The sequence below is a fragment of the Pseudomonas sp. MF6747 genome (assembly GCF_963890955.1).
In the GTDB taxonomy this organism is placed as follows: Bacteria; Pseudomonadota; Gammaproteobacteria; order Pseudomonadales; family Pseudomonadaceae; genus Aquipseudomonas.
In genome coordinates this window covers 1-18,848 of the sequence record NZ_CAWPSZ010000001.1, presented here as the reverse complement: position 1 = coordinate 18,848, position 18,848 = coordinate 1, and the positions used below count along the sequence as shown (strand labels likewise).

At 60.9% G+C, this 18,848-nt stretch carries 15 protein-coding genes and 1 tRNA gene; 3 read left to right on the top strand and 13 right to left on the bottom strand.

All coding sequences use genetic code 11. The features are described 5' to 3' along the window. Nucleotides 1-9 precede the first annotated feature (9 nt). The 12 genes from pqqB to rpsU all read right to left on the bottom strand — a co-directional run bounded on the left by pqqB (nt 10) and on the right by rpsU (nt 16,043). Nucleotides 10-921, bottom strand: coding sequence for a pyrroloquinoline quinone biosynthesis protein PqqB (pqqB, locus tag AACW30_RS00080; protein WP_106575537.1), 912 nt, complete (start codon nt 919-921; stop codon nt 10-12). Between the two features lie 71 nt (nt 922-992). Beyond that, complete coding sequence (pqqA, locus tag AACW30_RS00075; protein WP_003194766.1) at nt 993-1,067, bottom strand: pyrroloquinoline quinone precursor peptide PqqA; 75 nt, start codon at nt 1,065-1,067, stop codon at nt 993-995. 155 nt (nt 1,068-1,222) lie between these two features. Then, nucleotides 1,223-3,598 carry a pyrroloquinoline quinone biosynthesis protein PqqF gene (gene pqqF, locus AACW30_RS00070; protein ID WP_200622631.1) on the bottom strand — a complete coding sequence of 792 codons (2,376 nt, stop codon included), beginning with the start codon at nt 3,596-3,598 and terminating at the stop codon, nt 1,223-1,225. Nucleotides 3,599-3,657: 59 nt separating this feature from the next. Beyond that, nucleotides 3,658-4,452, bottom strand: a complete 795-nt coding sequence (locus AACW30_RS00065) for a carbon-nitrogen hydrolase family protein (protein ID WP_200622006.1) — start codon at nt 4,450-4,452, stop codon at nt 3,658-3,660. Between the two features lie 10 nt (nt 4,453-4,462). Next, nucleotides 4,463-6,145, bottom strand: coding sequence for a flavin monoamine oxidase family protein (locus tag AACW30_RS00060; protein ID WP_119737718.1), 1,683 nt, complete (start codon nt 6,143-6,145; stop codon nt 4,463-4,465). 167 nt (nt 6,146-6,312) lie between these two features. Beyond that, entirely contained in the window at nt 6,313-6,759 is a 447-nt protein-coding gene (locus AACW30_RS00055; protein WP_106575534.1) for an Lrp/AsnC family transcriptional regulator, read from the bottom strand. A gap of 79 nt (nt 6,760-6,838) precedes the next feature. Continuing rightward, on the bottom strand, nt 6,839-7,360 hold the full coding sequence (locus AACW30_RS00050) for a hypothetical protein (RefSeq protein WP_200622004.1): 522 nt from the start codon (nt 7,358-7,360) through the stop codon (nt 6,839-6,841). A 163-nt stretch (nt 7,361-7,523) separates the two neighbouring features. Further along, nucleotides 7,524-7,600: transfer RNA gene (locus tag AACW30_RS00045), tRNA-Ile, on the bottom strand. 17 nt (nt 7,601-7,617) lie between these two features. Beyond that, nucleotides 7,618-11,361, bottom strand: coding sequence for an EAL domain-containing protein (locus tag AACW30_RS00040; RefSeq protein ID WP_200622001.1), 3,744 nt, complete (start codon nt 11,359-11,361; stop codon nt 7,618-7,620). A gap of 134 nt (nt 11,362-11,495) precedes the next feature. Continuing rightward, nucleotides 11,496-13,346, bottom strand: coding sequence for an RNA polymerase sigma factor RpoD (gene rpoD / locus AACW30_RS00035; protein ID WP_106575532.1), 1,851 nt, complete (start codon nt 13,344-13,346; stop codon nt 11,496-11,498). A 67-nt stretch (nt 13,347-13,413) separates the two neighbouring features. Then, on the bottom strand, nt 13,414-15,384 hold the full coding sequence (dnaG, locus tag AACW30_RS00030; protein ID WP_119737662.1) for a DNA primase: 1,971 nt from the start codon (nt 15,382-15,384) through the stop codon (nt 13,414-13,416). Between the two features lie 443 nt (nt 15,385-15,827). After that, complete coding sequence (gene rpsU / locus AACW30_RS00025; protein WP_002551877.1) at nt 15,828-16,043, bottom strand: 30S ribosomal protein S21; 216 nt, start codon at nt 16,041-16,043, stop codon at nt 15,828-15,830. Between the two features lie 203 nt (nt 16,044-16,246). On the opposite strand from rpsU, the gene tsaD reads away from it, so the two are divergent. Next, a complete protein-coding gene (tsaD, locus tag AACW30_RS00020; RefSeq protein WP_119737664.1) occupies nt 16,247-17,272 on the top strand; it encodes a tRNA (adenosine(37)-N6)-threonylcarbamoyltransferase complex transferase subunit TsaD in 1,026 nt (341 codons plus the stop codon). 32 nt (nt 17,273-17,304) lie between these two features. Here tsaD and plsY read toward each other — a convergent pair whose 3' ends face one another. Further along, nucleotides 17,305-17,874 (bottom strand): glycerol-3-phosphate 1-O-acyltransferase PlsY, encoded by a 570-nt coding sequence (gene plsY / locus AACW30_RS00015; RefSeq protein WP_094951989.1) that lies wholly within the window; start codon nt 17,872-17,874, stop codon nt 17,305-17,307. 72 nt (nt 17,875-17,946) lie between these two features. Between plsY and folB the strand changes: the two genes are divergently transcribed. Both folB and folK read left to right on the top strand, forming a co-directional pair. Further along, nucleotides 17,947-18,300, top strand: a complete 354-nt coding sequence (folB, locus tag AACW30_RS00010; RefSeq protein WP_106575528.1) for a dihydroneopterin aldolase — start codon at nt 17,947-17,949, stop codon at nt 18,298-18,300. Further along, the gene (gene folK, locus AACW30_RS00005; protein WP_200621999.1) at nt 18,291-18,809 is read left to right on the top strand and encodes a 2-amino-4-hydroxy-6-hydroxymethyldihydropteridine diphosphokinase; all 519 of its coding nucleotides are present in this window, start codon (nt 18,291-18,293) and stop codon (nt 18,807-18,809) included. The genes folB and folK overlap by 10 nt, the downstream gene beginning before the upstream one ends. The last annotated feature ends 39 nt before the right edge of the window (nt 18,810-18,848 follow it).

The following is an 18,848-nucleotide window of genomic DNA, read 5'->3' as shown; positions in this document are numbered from 1 at the left end:
GGTCTGCTCCTACAATTCAATGCTCATGCCGTCGTAAGCCACTTCGACGTTACGCCGTGCCAGCTCGGCGCGTTCGGGGGAGTCTTCATCGAGGATCGGGTTGGTGTTGTTGATGTGGATCAGCACCTTGCGCTGCTCGGGCAACTGCTCCAGCACTTCGAGCATGCCGCCGGGGCCGTTCTGAGCCAGGTGGCCCATCTCGCGACCGGTGCGGGTGCCGACGCCACGGCGCTGCATTTCATCGTCGTCCCACATCGTGCCATCCACCAGCAAGCAATCGCTGCCGGCCATGATCTCCAGCAATGGCGCGTCGACCTTGCCCAGCCCAGGGGCATAAAACAGTTTGCCGCCGGTGCGCAGGTCTTCGACGATCAGGCCGATGTTGTCGCCTGGGTGCGGGTCGAAGCGGTGCGGCGAGTAGGGCGGCGCGGCGCTGCGCAACGGCAGCGGCGTGAAACGCAGGTTGGGGCAGGCCGGGATGGTGAAGCTGGCGTCCAGCTCGATGCGGTTCCAGGCCAGGCCGCCGTTCCAGTGCGTGAGCATGGTGAACAGCGGGAAACCGGTACTCAAATCTTCATGGACCATGTCGGTGCACCACACCTGGTGCGGGCAGCCTTCGCGCAGGCTCAACAGGCCGGTGGTGTGGTCGATCTGGCTGTCCATCAGGATGATCGCGCTGATACCGGTATCGCGCAGCGCGCGGCCGGGTTGCATCGGGGCGAAGCCTTGCAGTTGCGCGCGGATATCCGGCGAAGCGTTGCACAGTACCCAATTCACGCCATCGTCGGAGATCGCGATGGACGACTGAGTGCGCGCCTGGGCCCGCAGGCTGCCGTCACGAAAACCTGCGCAGTTCACGCAGTTGCAGTTCCACTGCGGGAAGCCACCGCCGGCGGCGGAACCTAGAATCTGGACAAACATGATTGCTCCATCACGCAAAGCTCAAAACAAAAACGCCCCGGGCGAACCGAGGCGTTGTATTACTCAGCCAATCAACGGCTGGCGAAGTACATGGTGACTTCGAAACCGATACGCAGATCAGTGTAAGCAGGCTTGGACCAGGTCATATTCATACTCCTACGAAGGGATGGGACGTTCACTACTCATACATATAGTCCACCTCCAATCGGAGATGTTCAGAGGTGTGCGTATGAATGTTACGCAATTCTTTTCAAGTTAGCGCTGTCTTGGTGGCAAAAGCCTTTTGCAGGGCCAGCAATGATCAGCCTGCCGTTTGCCAGGAACCGTCGATGGGCGGGCCGTTAGCCACACAGCGCCAACCGCCTGCAGCGTCATTGAGCTGTCCTGCGGCACGTTGCAGATCCTCGCGCGTGCAGGTTTGGATCAGCTGCTGAAGCGGCGCCAGATAACCCGACGAATGGCCAGCCAACTGCGCCTGCCAGAGCAGCTCGGCGGCTTGGGCAATCGGTAATGCCTGGGCCGTGAATTGCTCTGCCAGGGTTTGGTTGCCCAGTTCGGCGCTGTTGTCGATCAACGCCGGAAGCTGCGCCAGGAAGGTCTTCACGTGCTCGAAGATCCCGGCCAAGGAAACGCTTGGGGATTGCACGCCAAACAGCAGGCCGGTTTGCCCGTTGATCTGTCGGATGCCGCTGAACACGGCGTAGCCGACTTGCAGTTCGACCCGCAGTTTTTGGTAAAACGGCCCCTCAAGCAGATGCCCGAGCAGTCGCCATGCCGCTTCATCGGCCAGGGATTGGCTTGGCGTTGGGCAAAACAGCAGCAACGCGGCTTCGCGGGCGTCGGTGTTCACTTCGTGCCAGAGTCGCTGGTCGTCGAGGCTTTTCGGCGTATGTTCGAAGCTTGCCGGCTGGCCTGGCAATCGCGTGGCTGCGGTTTTGATCGCCGCTTCACTGGCGGCGGGCAAACCTGTTCCCAGGCCCTGCCAGCGTGCGGTGGTCCATGATGCTGGCGTCTCGCCGGCCCCGGAAGCGATGCCGGCACAGCAGGCAGGCAACGCCTTGAGCAGTTCCCGAATGGCAATCATCGGTGTTTGTGCGGGTGACGACAGCGGCCCACCGGACTGGCTCAGGTTAAGCGCCAGCGCCTCGACCATAGCCGCGATTGGTTGGTGAAGGCCGACTATTTTCACCCGCCAGTCATTGGCGAGGGTTTCGAAGGCCAATTCGACGCCCGCCTGACGCGCCTGCTCACGCAACGGCTGCAACGCATTTTCCAGGCCTGCGGGTACCAACGAATCAAAGCGCCATTGCAGGTACAGCGCGCCTTCATCGGCGCTATCCGCCAAGGCCTGGCTGAAAGTCAGCGCCGCCACTTCCCGTCGTCCCCGCGAGCGATCCTGGGCGAACGTGCGCAAGCCACGGTGGGCGCTGGTCTGGCCGCGAATCAGGCCGGCGCGCTCTTGCTTGACCGCTGGGCGCAGAAAGGGGTTATTGGGCGGCAACTGCCAAGCGTGCTCGGAGGGCGGCAGGTGCAGTGACTCGAGCAGGTTCTTCAGGGCCGCCACGCCCTGTTCCGATAGAGCCTCGCTGTCGTTCCGAGCCAGGGCCAGGGCGCCCTGGATTTGCTGCTGGCGAGCGTTCAGCAAGGCGAACTCTTCTCGCAACGGCGTCCAGTCGCTCTGTGCGAAAAAGCTCAGCCAGTCGTGCAATAGCGTTTCGATCTGAGTAGCTGACCCGTCTTGAGCGATGAGGGAAAAGTCGATATCCAGCAACGCTTGCCCGGCGAAGTGATACAGCACGGACGCGCGCAGTGCGTGGGCCAGGTTTCGCGTCCGCAGCTCGGCCAGTAACCCGCCGGGCGCTGAGGCGTTCAGCCAGGTGCAGAGAAAATCCAGCGCTTCGCGGGGCACGTCACAGGCAATGACGTGGTGCCGATGATTATCGGCGGTGTATTGGTAACTCACGGCTTGATCGGGCAACAGCGCAGGCGGCTCGGCCTGTGGGTGCAAAGGCCCGCAGGCCAATGCCTCGCTGAATCGCTGCGCCAAGGCTTGCAGCTCGTCCAGCGGCTGCGGGCCGGCCAGGCTCAACGTCATCTGCCCGCTCTGATAGAAGTGCGTGTGAAATGCGCGCAGTGCTTGCTGAAAAGCCTCACGCTCCACCGGCAGGCTGTCTCGGTTGCCGGCGTGAAAGCCGCGCAGTGGGTGATTGGCGGCCAAGCCCTCCAGCAGCGCAACCTGCTGCTGAGCCTGGGCATCCTGGGACCATGCAACAAACTCTGCGTGCAACACTTCGCGCTCACGCAACTGGTCTTCAATTGCCAGGCGCGGGTGGGCCAACATATCCGCAAGGCGCTCCAGCCCGTCGGCAAAGGTCGCCAGCGGCAATTCAAAGAAAAAGTCCGTCGTACGCTCCTGGGTACTCGCGTTGACCTGCCCGCCATGGCGCTGCACGTAGGCCATCAGCCCTTCATGTGCAGGAAAACGCTGTGTGCCGAGAAACAACAAATGCTCAAGAAAGTGCGCCAGACCCGGCCAGGCCAAGGGCACGTCATGACTGCCGGCAGCCACGCGCAGCACCGCAGCGCAACGCTTCAGACGTGGCGCATGGCGCAGGGAAACCCGCAGGCCATTGGCCAGGGTCAGGTGAAGGTGATGAGGGTGGGCCGGCGCAGGCATGGGCACTTCCGAAACGTAGGAGGTGGCCATGTTATCAAACCGCTGACGAACCGGCTGGGTCAGGGCTTGTGCAGTGCGCCGTACAGCTCGGGGCGGCGGTCTTGCAGGTAGTGGTTGGCGGCGCGGGTGTCGAGGATGGACTGGCGGTCCAGCACACCGACGATCAACGTCTCATCCAGCCCGGCCTGGGCGATGCGCTGGCCGTTCGGCGCGGCGATGCTGCTTTGCCCGCAATACTGAATCTCGCCTTCCTGCCCGCAGTAGTTGGCGTAGGCCACATAACACTGGTTTTCAAAGGCCCGCGCCCGCACGGTGACGTCGGCGATAAAGTCGAACGGCACCATATTGGCAGTCGGCACCAGGATCAGCTCGGCACCGGCCAGCGCCAGGCGACGGGTATTTTCCGGAAATTCCAGGTCGTAGCAGATCAAGAAGCCAAGCTTCCAGCCGTTCAATTCCACCACCGGGAAATCATCTTCCCCGGCACTGAACATCGAGTGGTCCAGGTCGCCAAACAAGTGGGTCTTGCGGTAGTTGCACAGGCGCTGGCCGTGGGCGTCGATCAACTGCACGGCGTTGTAGATCTGCCCGTCCTCGGCCCGCTCCGGGTAGCCGTACAGAATCGCCAGCCCGGCGCTTTTGGCCAGTGTGGCAATCGCTTGCGCAGATGGCCCATCCTGAGGTTCGGCAAGGGCGCCGACCGCTTCGGCGCCGATGTTGTAGCCGCTGAGAAACATCTCCGGCAGCACCAGCACATCGGCATCCGAGGCCTCATGCGCCAGTTGGTGCAGGCGCTTGAGGTTACCGGCCACATCCAGTGGCAGCGGCGGGCATTGGTACAGGGCAACGCGCATGCTCAACTCCTTAATCGGCCAGGGCGATCGGGCCGATTTCGTCAAAGACATCACCTGGCCCTGGGTTCTCGGGATGCGTGCTGCCGCCGAAGTGGGTCATGATGCCCCACACCGCGTTCAGCGAGGTTTGCACCGCGCCTTCGACCCAGGCAGGCGTCCAGGACACGTCGTCACCGGCGATGAAAATCCCGCGTTGTTCGGCGGGCATGTCCTTCTGCATGAAGTGCGCATACATCCGCTGGTTGTAACGATAGTGGCCGGGCAACGCGCCCTTGAAAGCCCCAAGGAAATGCGGGTCGGCTTCCCACGACACGGTGATCGGGTCGCCGATGATGCGCGCCTTGATGTCGACTTTCGGGTAAATCTTTTTCAACGCATCCAGGGCCAGCTTCACGCGCTTATCGATGGGCTGCGGGAGCATTTTCAGCGCGTCGCTCATCCACGAATACGACAGGCAAATCACGCCGGGCTTGTCGTCGCCGTTGTCGAACAGGTAGGTACCACGGGTCAGGCGATCGGTGAGCGTCATGCTCATCAGGTCGCGACCGGTTTCCGGGTCTTTGTCTTTCCAGAACGGGCGGTCGACCATCACGAAGGTTTTCGACGATTGCATGTAGCGTGTGCGGTCCAGGGCCATCCACATTTTCTGCGAGAACAGGGTTTCGTCGCATTCGATTTGGGTCGTCAACAGCCAGCTTTGGCAGGTGGTCAGCACGGCGGCGTATTCACGGGTGTCGCCGTAGTTGTCGGTCACGGCGAAGCGGCCATCGGCGGCGTGGGCTATGCGGCTCACACCGGCCCGCGGCGCGCCGCGATGCAACGAGCTGAGGCTGGTGCCGGCCGGCCAGTGCGCACAACGCTCGGGTACGTGGCGCCAGATGCCCATGGGCACTTGCGCCACGCCGCCGACCACCAGGTGCTGGTGGTCATCGCAGTTAGTCATCACTACGCGGAAGATTTCCAGCATCGAGTTGGGGAAATCCGAGTCCCAGCCACCCGTGCCGAAACCTACCTGGCCAAACACTTCGCGGTGCGCGAACGAGAGTTTGGCAAAGGCCTTGGATGTGGCGACGAAGTCATAGAAGGTGCGGTCGTCCCACAGCGGCACCAGCTTGTTCCACAGCGCTTTGAGGCGCGGCACGTCGCGGTCGCGGATGGCTTGCTGGATGTCACCGAACTGCGAACCGGCTTCCAATGCATCGGCCCAGGCGTCGGCAACTTCCTGGAACAGCACCGGCAAGTCGGAGAGTTTTTGTGCGTAGTGGGTCTGGCCTTCCAGATCGATCACCGTGCTCCCGGAGGCCGGCGTCAGCGGGTTGGGGAAGGGTTTGGTCTCTAGGCCCAGCTTGTCCACATAGTGATAGAACGCGGTCGACGACACCGGAAAACGCATGCCGCCCAACTCGGCGATGATGCCCTCGGCGCCTTCAAACGCTTGGGAACGCAAGCGGCCGCCCATTTTCGAGGCCTCGTACACCACTGGCTTGAGGCCCAGCTTCATCAGCTCGTAAGCGGCCACAAGACCCGCGATCCCCGCACCGACAATCGCCACTTCAGCGCCATGGTTGGCGGCCGGGATACTGCCCAGGCCGGCCGGATGCTCAATCCAGTCATCAAAGGCAAACGGAAAGTCCGGGCCGAAGATGGTGATGGGTTTTTTACCGTCGGCGGGGTGGCGATGGGTCTTGCTGATGGTGCTGGACGGAATGCTCATGGCTGACCTTACTGGCGACTCGGCGGGATGTGGCCCGTTGAGTATAGGAAAAGATGGCAGCCAGTTTAGGGAGCGTAGCGTTCGTTAATAAGACGCAAAGTGTCGTCGTATTGGATTGTTTTCAGTCAGAGTGACGAAGAAGGTGGTCAGACTGGCTGACCACGGTCCAATTTGTTACTGAGGATGATCGACGTGGTGGTTTTTTCCACGCCATCGACACTGCCGATCTGGTCCAGCAATTGATCCAGTTGCTCCGGTGAATCGGTGCGCAGCCAGGCCACGTAATCAAATTCGCCACTCACCGCACACAGCTGCTGCACCTGCGCCATTGCACTCAACCGACGCAACACTTCCTTGCCCGAGCGCGCTTGCACGGTGATCCCGACATACGCCTGCAAGCCACCATCGACCACACGCTGCCCGAGGCGCACGCCGTAACCGGTAATCACCTGGGTTTTCTCCAGGCGCGCCAGGCGCGACGTCACCGTGGTGCGCGCGATGCCCAACTGTCGGGCGAGCATGGCCACGCTTTCACGGGCGTTGATCTGCAAGGCGGCGATCAGTTGGCGATCGATTTCATCGAGGACGGGCAAGGGCAGGGCTCCAGTGCGGGCGGCAATGGGTCGCCATGTTACAGGCTTGTGCCCGTCTAGAGCGCTGTGATCTGCGAGATCAAGGCGCCTTGCAGACTTTCGCGGCGGCGGGATCGTTCGGGATAAACGAGTCCGGCGCGCCAGGCTTGAGCACTGCGTAGCCACGGCGCCACGGTTGGTCGTCGATCAGGTTCCAACGATGGCCGGTGCCGGTGTTGTCTTCGGCAACCAGCACTTCACCGGGGCGCAGAGTGAACGTCTCGCCGCCTCGGGTGGCGAAGGCCAGAGTGCCGGACAGCGTCATGACGTATTGCGGCTCGGGATCGTTATGCCAATCGTAAGAAGCGTGCGCCGGGGTGGTCTTGAAATGAATGGCAGTGACCTCGTTGCGCATGCTCTGGTCGATGGTGCCCTCCAGCACGTGCGAGGCGTTATCTGCGCCGGTGCAGAGCTTGTACGCCTTGATGGTGGCTGGAGCGGGCGATGCTGCGTGTGCGTTGCCCAGGGTTGCGAGGGTGATGGCAAGAGCGCCTGCGGTGCGCAGGCTGAGGGTAAAAATAGACTGGACTAAGGCGCGGGGTGAGCGGTTGGCGGGTGGCATGGAGCCGGGTTCCTCGTGCTTGTTGAGTGGCCGGCCATGGTCTGTGCCGCAGCAGTTGACGACAATTAACAAATCTTTCATTGCAGACAATTGCGTGAGAGCCAGCGTCGCCTTTTCCAGACGCCAGACACGCGAAAGCCGCGCAATGCGCGGCTTTTTTGTTTGGTGGGCCCACACGGACTTGAACCGTGGACCAAAGGATTATGAGTCCTCTGCTCTGACCAACTGAGCTATAGGCCCTTGTAACAGGTCGCGGATTATAACGATGGTTTCCCTGCTGTGCCATCCGAAAAGTCTGAAACGCTCAGATGAAGAAAAGCCTCGGCAAAAAGCTCGGGCGGCAGGGGCAGGCTGACGATGTAGCCTTGCATCTGTTCACAGCCCTCGGCGGCAAGGAAGGCTTGTTGCGCGGGGTTTTCCACGCCTTCGGCGATGATGGTGAATTGCATGCTGTGGCCCAGGGCGATGATGGCGCGCACGATGGCGGCGTCGTGCGGATCGTCGGGCAAGCCGCGCACGAAGGACTGGTCGATCTTGAGGAAATCCAGCGGCAGGCGCTTGAGGTAGCTGAGGGATGAATAGCCGGTGCCGAAATCGTCAATCGCCAGCTGCACGCCCAGGCGTTTGAGTTGGTGCAGCACTTCCAGGGCTTCCTCGGCCTGGCTCATGATGAAGTTTTCGGTGATCTCCAATTGCAGGCAGCCGGGCTCCAGGCGGTAGTCGCGCAGCAGCTGTTCGATGCGCGCGAGCAGGTTGGGGTGGCGCAGTTGTGCGCCGGCAAGGTTGACCGACAGTGGGCCGAAGCCCTCATAAACCGTTTGCCAGGCGTGCAGCTGTTGGCAGGCCTGTTCCAGTACCCAATCGCCGATCTGCAGGATCATGCCGTTTTCTTCGGCGAGGGCGATGAAATGCTCAGGTGGCACGTCGCCAAAGGTTGGATGGCGCCAGCGGATCAGGGCTTCGGCGCCGATCAGTTCCTGGGTGATCAGGCTCAGCTTGGGTTGGTAATACAAAAATAACTCTTCACGCTCGATGGCGCGGCGCAGTTCGTGTTCCAGGGCCACGCGCTCGTTGGCTTGGGCGGTGAGGTCACGGGTATAGCTTTCGACGCGGTTGCGGCCCTTGGCCTTTGAGCGGTACATCGCCGCGTCGGCGTTTTTCACCAGAGTGGCGACGTCAGTGCCGTCCTGCGGGTACAGGCTGGTGCCGATACTCGCGCTGATAAAGAATTCGTGCTCCCCGGCCTGGAACGGCGGCGTGAAGCAGGCCAGCAGCTTATTGGCCAGGTGCTCGGCATCGCTGGCGTGTTGCAGGCCGGGCAGCAGGATGATGAACTCATCGCCGCCCAGGCGTGCCACGGTGTCGACATCGCGCAGTTGCTCCTTGAGGCGCACGGCGATGTCCTTGAGCAGCAGGTCGCCGACGGGGTGGCCGAGGCTGTCATTGATGTGTTTGAAACGGTCCAGGTCGAGAAACAGCACCGCGCCTTGGTTGCCGCTTTCCTGCTGGCCATTCAGTGCGGCCTGCAACCGGCTTTCGAACAGGTTGCGGTTGGGCAATCCGGTCAGTGGGTCATGGTGTGCCTGGTAGTCGAGGCGCGCCTGGGCGTGCTTGAGGCTGGAGATGTCGGCAAACACGGCGACAAAGTGGGTGATCAATTGCTCACGGTTGCGCACGGCACTGATGGTCAGCCAACTGGGGTACAGCTCGCCGTTCTTGCGGCGGTTGGAAATCTCGCCCTGCCAGTGCCCTTGGGCGGTCAACTGGTGCCACATGGCCGCATAGAAGGCGCTGTCGTGCAGGCCGGAGGCGAGCAGGCGCGGCGTGCTGCCAAGGGCTTCGGCTTCGCTGTACCCGGTGATTTCGCTGAACGCGCGGTTGACGGCACTGATGTTCTGCCGGGTGTCGGTGATCAACACACCCTCGGCAGTGCTCTCGAATACAGTGGCGGCCTGTTGCAGTTTTTCCTGCATGAACTGGCGTTCGGTGATGTCTCGCGCAATGGTCAGCATGCATTCTTCATCGCCGATGGGCAGCGGGCGACTGGACACTTCGCAGAGGCGAATCTGCCCGTCGTTGCGGCGTATATGGCAGACGAAATCGCGCACAAAACCATCGCGACGCATCAGTTCCAGCATGTGCTTGCGCTCGTTCAGATCGACCCAGATGCCCAGGTCCAGGGTTGACTGGTCGAGCGAGGTCACACTGGTGAAACCGGTAAGTCGGCTGAAGCCCTCATTCACTTCAATCAGCAGCCCGTCACGTTGACGGCTCAGCAGCAGGCCATCGGGTGAGGCGTGGAAGGCCTTGGCGAATTTCTCTTCCGAGGTTTGCAGTTGTTGCTGGGTTTCCTTGAGCTGGGTGATATCGCGCACCACCACCACCAAGGCCTCGGTGGTGTCGAGTTGGAACGGTTCCGCCGAGATCAGCCCGGTAAACGCCTGGCCATTGCTGCGTCGGAACGACATCTCGAGGTTGCGGATGCTGGTGGTCTGCACGCGTTGCAGCAGGTCGGGCCCGACGCCCGGAATGCCCCAGATATTCAATTCTGTGGCGGTCTTGCCCACCACGTCCTCGGCGCTCAGGCCGATTTGGTCTTCGAACGCCTTGTTGACTTCCAGCAGGCAGCCATCGGACATCCGCGCAATCACCAGGATGTCCGGACATTGCTGGAACACCGAGGCAAATTTCTGCTCGGATAGCTGCAGGGCTTCTTCGGTGCGCTTGGCTTCGCTGATATCGATCATCAAGCCGCGCAGCACCGGCTCGTGGCCGTGCTCGATAAGGCTGACAATGTCGCGTACCCACAGGCAGCGCCCGTCGGCGGTGATGACTCGGTAATCGAGGCTGTGGTCGCGGTTGGCACGGGTTTCTCGGTAGCAGTAGGCCTCGGCGCGGGTCAGGTCGGCGGGGTGGATAATGTTGCGCCAGAACCCTGGAATCAGCCAATGCGCGCGGGGGTAGCCGAGCAGGTCCTCGGCATGCGGCGACACGTAGCTGTAGGTGAAGTCTGTGATGCTGGCTTCCCAGGCAATGGCGGACAGGCTCTCCACCAGGCCGCGGTAGTGGTATTCGCTGCTGCGCAGTTCTTGCTCAAGGGCCACCCGCCGGGATATTTCCGAACTGAGCCGACGATTGATCCGAATCACGATGGCCAGCACGGTACTCAACAGCAGCACGGCTGGCAGGCCGTACATCAGCAGGTCGGCCCAGAATGTGCGGTGATCGGTGAAGCTGCCTACCCAGTGTTGCTGGATGGCGTCGGTTTCGTCTGAGCTGAGGTCGGCGAGCACCTTGTCGAGGATACCCACCAGCATTTTCTCATCGCGCGGAACGCCCATTGCCAGTTGATAGCGGTAGGGCGTTTCACCGCTGACGTATAACCCATCGAGTTTGAGTTGGCGCAGGCTCCAGACGCTGGAGGCGAGGTCGCCGACGACCGCATCCACTTCATCAGTGGCCAGGGCTTGCAGCGTCGAGCTGACGTTGGGCATGGCCACCAGATTGAGGTCGGGATGATGGGTGCGCAGCAGTTCGTGGGGTGCGTAGTTTTCCACCACGGCGATCTTCAGCCCGTAAAGGTCCTTGAGGTTGCGCGGTTTGGCGCCGCCTTCGTGGGCGAGGATGACAATGGGAAAGTCCAGATAAGGCCGTGTGAAGGCCAGGAAACCCTGGCGCTCCGGGGTGGACATGGTGCCGGGCAGCAGGTCGAGCTGGTTGTTTTTGGCCTGTTCGAGCACGGCGGTCCAGTTGGCGGGCTCGATCAGTTTGATCCTGACGCCCAAGCGGTCCTGGATCAGGCGTACATAGTCGGCGGCAAGGCCCTGATAACGACCATTTTCGTCACGGTATTCGAAGGGTGGCCAAGAGGTGTCCACTCCCAGTCGCAGCTCCTGATGGTCCGCCAGCCAGCCACGCTCTTCATCGGTGAGAGTCAACGCGCCAGCCGTTGCGGTCCAGGTGAGCAGCGACAGCAGTATCACGGTCGGCAGTCTGGGCATAACGGTCTCGTTATGGCACGGGGAATGTTTCGAGTGTAGACGGGCATTGCGGGGAGGGGTGTTGCGCGGCAGTTAATCTGTAGAAAGTGATCTGCACAAAGCAAAACCCCCGGCCTGGGCCGGGGGTTCTGGTATCACTCGTCGAGGAAGGAGCGCAGATGCTCGCTTCGCGTCGGGTGGCGCAGCTTGCGCAGTGCCTTGGCTTCGATCTGACGGATCCGCTCACGGGTCACGTCAAACTGCTTACCGACTTCCTCAAGGGTGTGGTCGGTATTCATGTCGATGCCGAAACGCATGCGCAGTACCTTGGCTTCACGGGCAGTGAGGCCGGACAGTACGTCGCGAGTCGCTTCTTTCAGGCTCTCAACAGTGGCGACATCGATTGGCGACTGCATGGTCGAGTCTTCGATGAAGTCACCCAGATGGGAGTCTTCGTCATCACCAATCGGCGTTTCCATGGAGATCGGCTCTTTAGCGATCTTCAATACCTTGCGGATTTTATCCTCAGGCATTTCCATGCGTTCGCCCAGCTCTTCCGGGGTCGGTTCGCGACCCATTTCCTGCAACATCTGCCGGGAAATACGGTTGAGCTTGTTGATCGTCTCGATCATGTGCACCGGAATACGGATGGTGCGGGCCTGGTCGGCGATCGAGCGAGTGATCGCCTGGCGGATCCACCAGGTGGCATAAGTCGAGAACTTGTAGCCGCGACGGTATTCGAACTTGTCCACAGCCTTCATCAAGCCGATGTTGCCTTCCTGGATCAGATCGAGGAATTGCAGGCCACGGTTGGTGTACTTCTTGGCGATGGAGATCACCAGACGCAAGTTCGCTTCAACCATCTCTTTCTTCGCGCGGCGGGCTTTGGCCTCACCGATCGACATGCGACGGTTGATGTCCTTGATTTCGGCAATCGTCAGACCGGTTTCAGTCTCAAGCGCAGTCAGCTTCTGCTGGCAACGGATGATATCGGGCTGCAGACGACCAATGGCTTCGGCGTATTTCGCCTTGCCTTTGGCCAGTGCGTCGGTCCAGCTTTCGTCAACTTCGTTGCCCGGGAACTGGCGCAGGAAGTCAGCACGCGGCATGCGCGCATCACGTACGCACAGCTGCATGATTGCGCGCTCTTGGGCACGCAGACGCTCAAGGGCACTGCGAACACGCTCAACCAGGCCTTCGAATTGCTTCGGCACCAGCTTGATCGGCATGAACAGCTCAGCCAGGGCGATCAGCTCGGCAATGGCCTGCTTGTTGCCACGACCGTGCTTTTTCAGGGCCTTGCGGGTGATTTCCATTTGATCGGAAACCGCACCGAAACGCTGGGCAGCGATGATCGGGTCCGGACCGCTTTCAACTTCATCTTCGTCGTCGCTGCTGGCTTCAGCATCGTCGTCTTCGGAATCGTCGTCGGCTTTCGCGGCTTTCGCATCGACAGGCGGCGGTACTTCGGCAGCAGGCGGCGCAATGCCATCGTCCGGGTCGATATAACCGCTCAGAACGTCGGACAGGCGGCCACCTTCGGTGGTAACGCGGGTGTACTCGGAGAGAATGTGGTCAACCGTGCCAGGGAAGTGCGCAATTGCGCCCATCACTTCACGGATGCCCTCTTCGATACGCTTGGCGATTTCAATTTCGCCTTCGCGTGTCAGCAACTCGACCGTACCCATTTCACGCATGTACATGCGCACAGGGTCCGTCGTGCGACCGATATCGGTCTCCACTGCTGCCAACGCTGCTGCTGCCTCTTCGGCCGCGGCCTCGTCAGTATCGGCGTCGGCCAGCATAAGGGAATCCTTATCTGGCGCAGTTTCGAATACGTTGATCCCCATGTCGTTAATCATGCGGATGATGTCTTCCACCTGCTCTGGATCTGAAATATCCTCAGGCAGGTGGTCGTTGACCTCGGCGTAAGTCAGGTAACCCTGCTCACGACCCAGTGTGATCAACTCTTTGATACGAGACTGCTGTTGCGCTTTTCCGGACATAACACCCTATCCACTGAAGGTCTTGGCGGGCAAAAAACAAGCCGAGGATTATACCCGAGCTATGACCTCACACGCCAGCTGAGGTCGGGTTTGATGCGGAAACATTCTGTTTTAAGAGGTCGCGCATCTGTTTTGCTATCTGAATCTGCTCTTCAGCCGATAATCCCGGCTGCCTTGCTCTCTTGATGAGTTCATCGAGGGTCTGCGTGTGCTGACCCGCGGATAACCTAGTAATGGTGTCTAAAAACTGTTGTTCAAGGTTATCGCCGTCAATTAGCCACTCCTTTTCTGCGAGTGCTTTCAAGAGGCGGCCTTGTTCGGTGCCATGCCAGCGAGCCATCAACTGAATTGAGTTTAGCTTAGGATTTTTCTGTACCGCCTCGATCAAGGCGATCAGTACCTGAGCGTACGTGTTGCTCTCGTTGGCAAAATGATCGGCGCTCTCAACTTTCTTCGCCAATTGCGGGTAGTGGATCAGCGTGCGCAACGCAATAAGCGTCGGGGCTTCCACCGCCACCGGCGTGCGTGGCGCGTAGGCCTCATCGCGATCACCGCGCTTACCGTTCTTGCTCCAGGGTTTCTTGTCCCATTTCTTGCCGCCGGCGCCGGGTTTCTTCGGTGTCCACTCCTGCTGGGGCGCGTAGGCCTCCTGCGGTTGGTGAAAGTCCGAGTAGTCCGGCATGGCGTCGTAATCCATGCCTGGGTCGTAAGCCGGCGGTGCGTCTTGCGGTGCGTTGTGCACCAGCTGGCTGACGGCCTCGCCACTCAAGCCGGTGATTTCCAGCAGGCGCATGCGCATCAGTGATTTCAGGTTGGCGCCCGGCACTTTGTCGATCAACGGCGCCGCGAGCGTGGCCATGTGGGCCTTGCCTTCAAGGGAGCGCGGGTCGGCTTCTTCGGTCAACTGCTGGAAGAAATAGTCCGCCAGCGGCTGCGCATGTTGATTGATGCGCGCGCGGAACGCGTCGGTGCCTTCGGAGCGCACCAGGGTGTCCGGGTCTTCACCTTCCGGCAGAAACAGAAAACGCGCACGGCGGCCATCCTGCAGGCTCGACAGCGTGGCCTCGAGCGCGCGCCAGGCGGCGTTGCGACCGGCCTGGTCGCCGTCGAAGCAGAACAGCACGCTGGGCACCACGCGAAACAGGCGCTTCATGTGTTCTTCGCTGGTGGCGGTGCCCAGGGTGGCCACGGCATTGCGCAGTCCTTGCTGGGCGAGGGCGATCACGTCCATGTAGCCCTCAACCACGATGATTTCATCGAGGTTGCGGTTGTTTTTACGCGCTTCGAACAGGCCGTAGAGTTCCTGGCCCTTGTGAAACACTGGGGTTTCCGGGGAGTTCAGGTACTTGGGCTTATCGTCGCCGAGCACGCGGCCGCCGAACGCGATGATCCGGCCACGGCTGTCGCGGATCGGAAACATCACGCGGTCGCGGAAGCGGTCATAGCGCTTGCCGGTCTCGGCGTTTTCCACCAGCAGGCCAGCGTCGATCATGGCTTTCTGCTGCAGGGTGTCGCTGCTCAGGTGCTTGTAGAGGTTGTCCCAGCCTGGCGGCGCGAAACCGAGGCCGAAGTCCCGGGCAATTTCACCGGTGAGGCCGCGCCCCTTGAGGTATTCGACAGCGGCCTTGCGCTGCGGATGGCTTTTGAGCGCCTGACGGTAGAAGTCGGCAGCGGCCGTCAGCAGCGGGTACAGCGGCGAGTCGGTGGGTTGGCGTGGTTTGTGTGGGCGGCCACTTTCTTCGCGGGGGATTTCCATGCCGGCGGCTTTGGCCAGGTCCTCGATAGCCTGGGGGAAGTCCAGGTTGTCGTGGTCCATGAGAAAGCCGAGGGCATTGCCGCCCGCGCCGCAGCCGAAGCAGTAGTAGAACTGCTTGTCGGGGCTGACGCTGAACGAGGGGGTCTTTTCTTTGTGGAACGGGCAGCAGGCGGTGTAATTCTTGCCGGCTTTTTTCAATTGCACGCGCGAGCTGACAACATCGACGATGTCGGTGCGGTTCAGAAGGTCGTCAATAAAGCTCTGGGGAATTAGCCCGGCCATGGCGTTCTCGTCATCACTGCGTATCAATGAGGCCCGCGAAGTGCTCAGGCGCACACATTGTGCGGCTCGATCAGCTGTCGTCTGGTTGGGCTGTCAGGGAGTGTATCTGCCGAACATTCACTGACGTTAATTTCTATCAGTGTTCGGCCTGGAAATGTTGCCCGAGCGTCCGGTGTTGGCCAATGGCGGGCCTCGGAAACGCATCGTTGGGCACAGCCGACACAGTTGATCGTCTGTTTGAAGAATGAGTGTGCTCGTCAGTAGCCTTGTTAGGCTCGTCAGAAGAGACGCGCACCGCTGGCAAAAGAGCCAGTCCTGACGTGTGAAGCAGTGTCTCGGTCGCGTGTGCGGCGTCGACGGTGAAGCATCAAGCGATATCCGCAAATGCCAATAGCCCGGCTGAGGGCCGGGCTTGGCAGAAGCTTGCTACGTAAGTCTGTGTATTAGTACAGACGAACGGCGCGGCGCTGCTCGCGCTGAACTTTCTTAGCGTGACGCTTAACAGCGGCTGCTGCTTTGCGCTTACGCTCAGAAGTTGGCTTCTCATAAAATTCGCGGCTACGAACTTCAGCCAGAACACCGGCTTTTTCGCAGGAGCGCTTGAAACGACGCAGAGCTACGTCGAAGGGTTCGTTCTCTTTTACTTTGACGGCTGGCATCCAGAGCTACCTTCTTTCATTACCGGGAATCAACGTTCTCGTCGCAAAAAATTCGCGGCTGAGGTCGTCGGTTTTTAAGGGTTGCGGATGTTAACCCCTCATTGCCCGGAATGCAAAGCCTCTGATCGAAAACCGCTAGTCGGGAGGGGGAGTGACGACTATTATGCGCGCCTTCGAATTCAGCCTCTACAAGGCGCAAACCCATGCTAGTACTGGGACTTGAAACCTCCTGCGACGAAACCGGTGTCGCACTTTACGACAGTGAACGCGGGCTTTTGGCCGATGCACTGTTCAGCCAGATCGACCTGCACCGCGCCTATGGCGGCGTGGTGCCGGAGCTCGCCAGCCGCGATCACGTCAAGCGCATGCTGCCGTTGATTCGCCAGGTGCTGGACGAGGCCGGCTGCGTGCCGACCGAGATCGACGCGATTGCCTACACCGCCGGCCCCGGATTGGTCGGAGCCCTGCTGGTTGGGGCTTCTTGCGCCCAGGCGCTGGCGTTCGCCTGGGGCATTCCGGCCCTCGGCGTGCACCACATGGAAGGCCATTTACTGGCGCCCATGCTGGAAAAAACACCGCCACAGTTCCCGTTCGTCGCTTTGTTGGTTTCGGGTGGGCATACGCAGCTGGTTCAGGTCGATGCGATTGGCCAATACACGCTGCTGGGTGAGTCTCTGGACGATGCCGCCGGTGAAGCGTTCGACAAGACGGCGAAGATGATGGGCCTCAATTATCCCGGCGGTCCGGAAATTGCGCGTCTTGCCGAAAAAGGCGTGCCGGGCCGTTACACCTTCCCGCGTCCGATGTGCGATCGCCCGGGCCTAATGTTCAGCTTCAGCGGCTTGAAAACCTCCGCACTGAACACCTGGCAGCAAAGCGTCAGCGCCGGGGACGACAGTGAGCAAGCCCGTTGCGACATCGCACTGGCGTTCCAGCAGGCCGTGGTGGAGACTTTGACCATCAAGTGCAAGCGCGCCCTGAAACAGGCGGGCATGAAGCGCCTGGTGATCGCAGGCGGCGTCAGCGCCAACAAAGCGCTGCGCACCTCGTTGGAAAAAATGCTCGGCGACATGCACGGCGACGTGTTTTATGCGCGCCCTGAGTTCTGCACCGACAACGGTGCAATGATCGCCTACGCCGGTTGCCAGCGTCTGCAAGCCGGGCAGCACGAAAGCCTGGCGATCAGCGTGCAGGCACGCTGGCCGATGGAGCAACTTTCACCGCTGTAAGGGCTCACGTGAGCCGGGCTCATCGAACGTATTTAAAAATGCCGTTCGCGCCCGGCAAACAGGTCGCGTAAATTGCCGCGGTGGCGCCAGACGATCAGCAGCGTCAGCACGCTCATCGGCAACAGCGCTGCAGGCGCCTGCCAGGCCAGCAATGGCAGGGTGAGCGGCGTGGCGATCAGTGCGGCCAGCGAGCTGGTGCGGGTCAGGTAGAACGTCAACAGCCAGGCCAGCACCGCCAGCAGCGCCGCTGGAGGGTAAATCCCCAGCAGCATGCCGGCCGCCGTGGCGACACCCTTGCCGCCGCGAAAGCGGAAGTAAAGCGGAAACAGATGGCCGAGGACAGCGCACACGCCCACCCAGGCCTGCTGTTGCAGGGTGAGGCCGGCGAGGCTGGCGATGAGTACGGGCAACAGGCCCTTGCAGATATCGCCCAGCAGCGTCAGCACGGCGAGTTTTTTGCCGGCCAGGCGCAACATGTTGGTAGCACCGGCATTGCCTGAGCCACTCATTCGCGGGTCGGGATTTCCCGTCAGGCGGCTGAGCAAAATGGCGAAGGACAGCGAGCCGAGCAGGTAGGCGAGAATCGCCAGTGACCAAAACATGCTAACTATTCCGGGCGAGGACGCCCTGATTCTAACGGGGCAACGCGCCCTTGTCGTGCTGCGGAGAAGAGCTTGGACAGAGTGTTTATCGAAGGCCTGGAAGTCGACACCGTGATCGGGGCCTACGACTGGGAGCGCGGCATCAAGCAATGCCTGCGCCTGGACCTGAGTTTCGCCTGGGACAATCGCCCTGCCGCCGCGGGCGACGACCTGACCCTGGCGCTCGATTACGCCAGCGTGTCCGCGCGTATTCAGGCCTTTGCCGAGCAGTCCCAGTACCAGCTGGTAGAAACCTTCGCCGAACGCCTGGCTGAAGTGTTGATGAGCGAATTCCAGATTCCCTGGTTGCGCCTCAAGCTGACCAAGCCGGGTGCCGTGCCGGCAGCCAAAGGCGTGGGCGTGGAGATCGAGCGCGGATGTCGCTAACTCAGGTTTACCTTGGCCTTGGCAGCAATATCGAACGCGAGCGCCATCTGCGCGCCGGCCTGGATGCATTGGCGAGCTTCTTGACGGATGTGCGCTGCTCACCTGTGTTCGAAAGCCAGCCGGTGGGGATCAAAAGCGGACCGTTTTTCAACCTGGTGGTGTCGGCCTATACCGACTTGCCGTTGATGGAGCTGGATCGCCGGTTGAAATTCATCGAGGCTGACAATGGCCGCTATGCACCGGACCGCAAAGGGCTACCGTTGGACATCGACGTGCTGTTGTACGGCGAATTAGTCGGGAATTTTGACGGCTTGATCCTGCCGCGCGCAGAAATCCTCAAAAACGCTTTTGTGTTATGGCCGCTGTCGTTGATGGCGCCGGAGCGCGTGCATCCTGAGGTGGGCAAGACATTGGCCGAGCTGTGGCGCGATGCGCAGATCGACCAGGTGCTGGCACCTGTCGCGTTTGAATGGCAAAACCAGCCACTCACCCCGAAAAATCTCCTGTAACGCCCGTCTGCCCGGATTCAAAGGTGGACGCCGGCTCGC

Coding starts and splice junctions, on each gene's coding strand:
- pqqB (WP_106575537.1), bottom strand. CDS start 921: ATGTTTGTCCAGATTCTAGGTTCCGCCGCCGGCGGTGGCTTCCCGCAG.
- pqqF (WP_200622631.1), bottom strand. CDS start 3,598: ATGCCTGCGCCGGCCCACCCTCATCACCTTCACCTGACCCTGGCCAAT.
- AACW30_RS00065 (WP_200622006.1), bottom strand. CDS start 4,452: ATGCGCGTTGCCCTGTACCAATGCCCGCCGCTGCCACTGGATGTGGCC.
- AACW30_RS00050 (WP_200622004.1), bottom strand. CDS start 7,360: ATGCCACCCGCCAACCGCTCACCCCGCGCCTTAGTCCAGTCTATTTTT.
- AACW30_RS00040 (WP_200622001.1), bottom strand. CDS start 11,361: ATGCCCAGACTGCCGACCGTGATACTGCTGTCGCTGCTCACCTGGACC.
- rpoD (WP_106575532.1), bottom strand. CDS start 13,346: ATGTCCGGAAAAGCGCAACAGCAGTCTCGTATCAAAGAGTTGATCACA.
- dnaG (WP_119737662.1), bottom strand. CDS start 15,384: ATGGCCGGGCTAATTCCCCAGAGCTTTATTGACGACCTTCTGAACCGC.
- rpsU (WP_002551877.1), bottom strand. CDS start 16,043: ATGCCAGCCGTCAAAGTAAAAGAGAACGAACCCTTCGACGTAGCTCTG.
- tsaD (WP_119737664.1), top strand. CDS start 16,247: ATGCTAGTACTGGGACTTGAAACCTCCTGCGACGAAACCGGTGTCGCA.
- plsY (WP_094951989.1), bottom strand. CDS start 17,874: ATGTTTTGGTCACTGGCGATTCTCGCCTACCTGCTCGGCTCGCTGTCC.
- folK (WP_200621999.1), top strand. CDS start 18,291: ATGTCGCTAACTCAGGTTTACCTTGGCCTTGGCAGCAATATCGAACGC.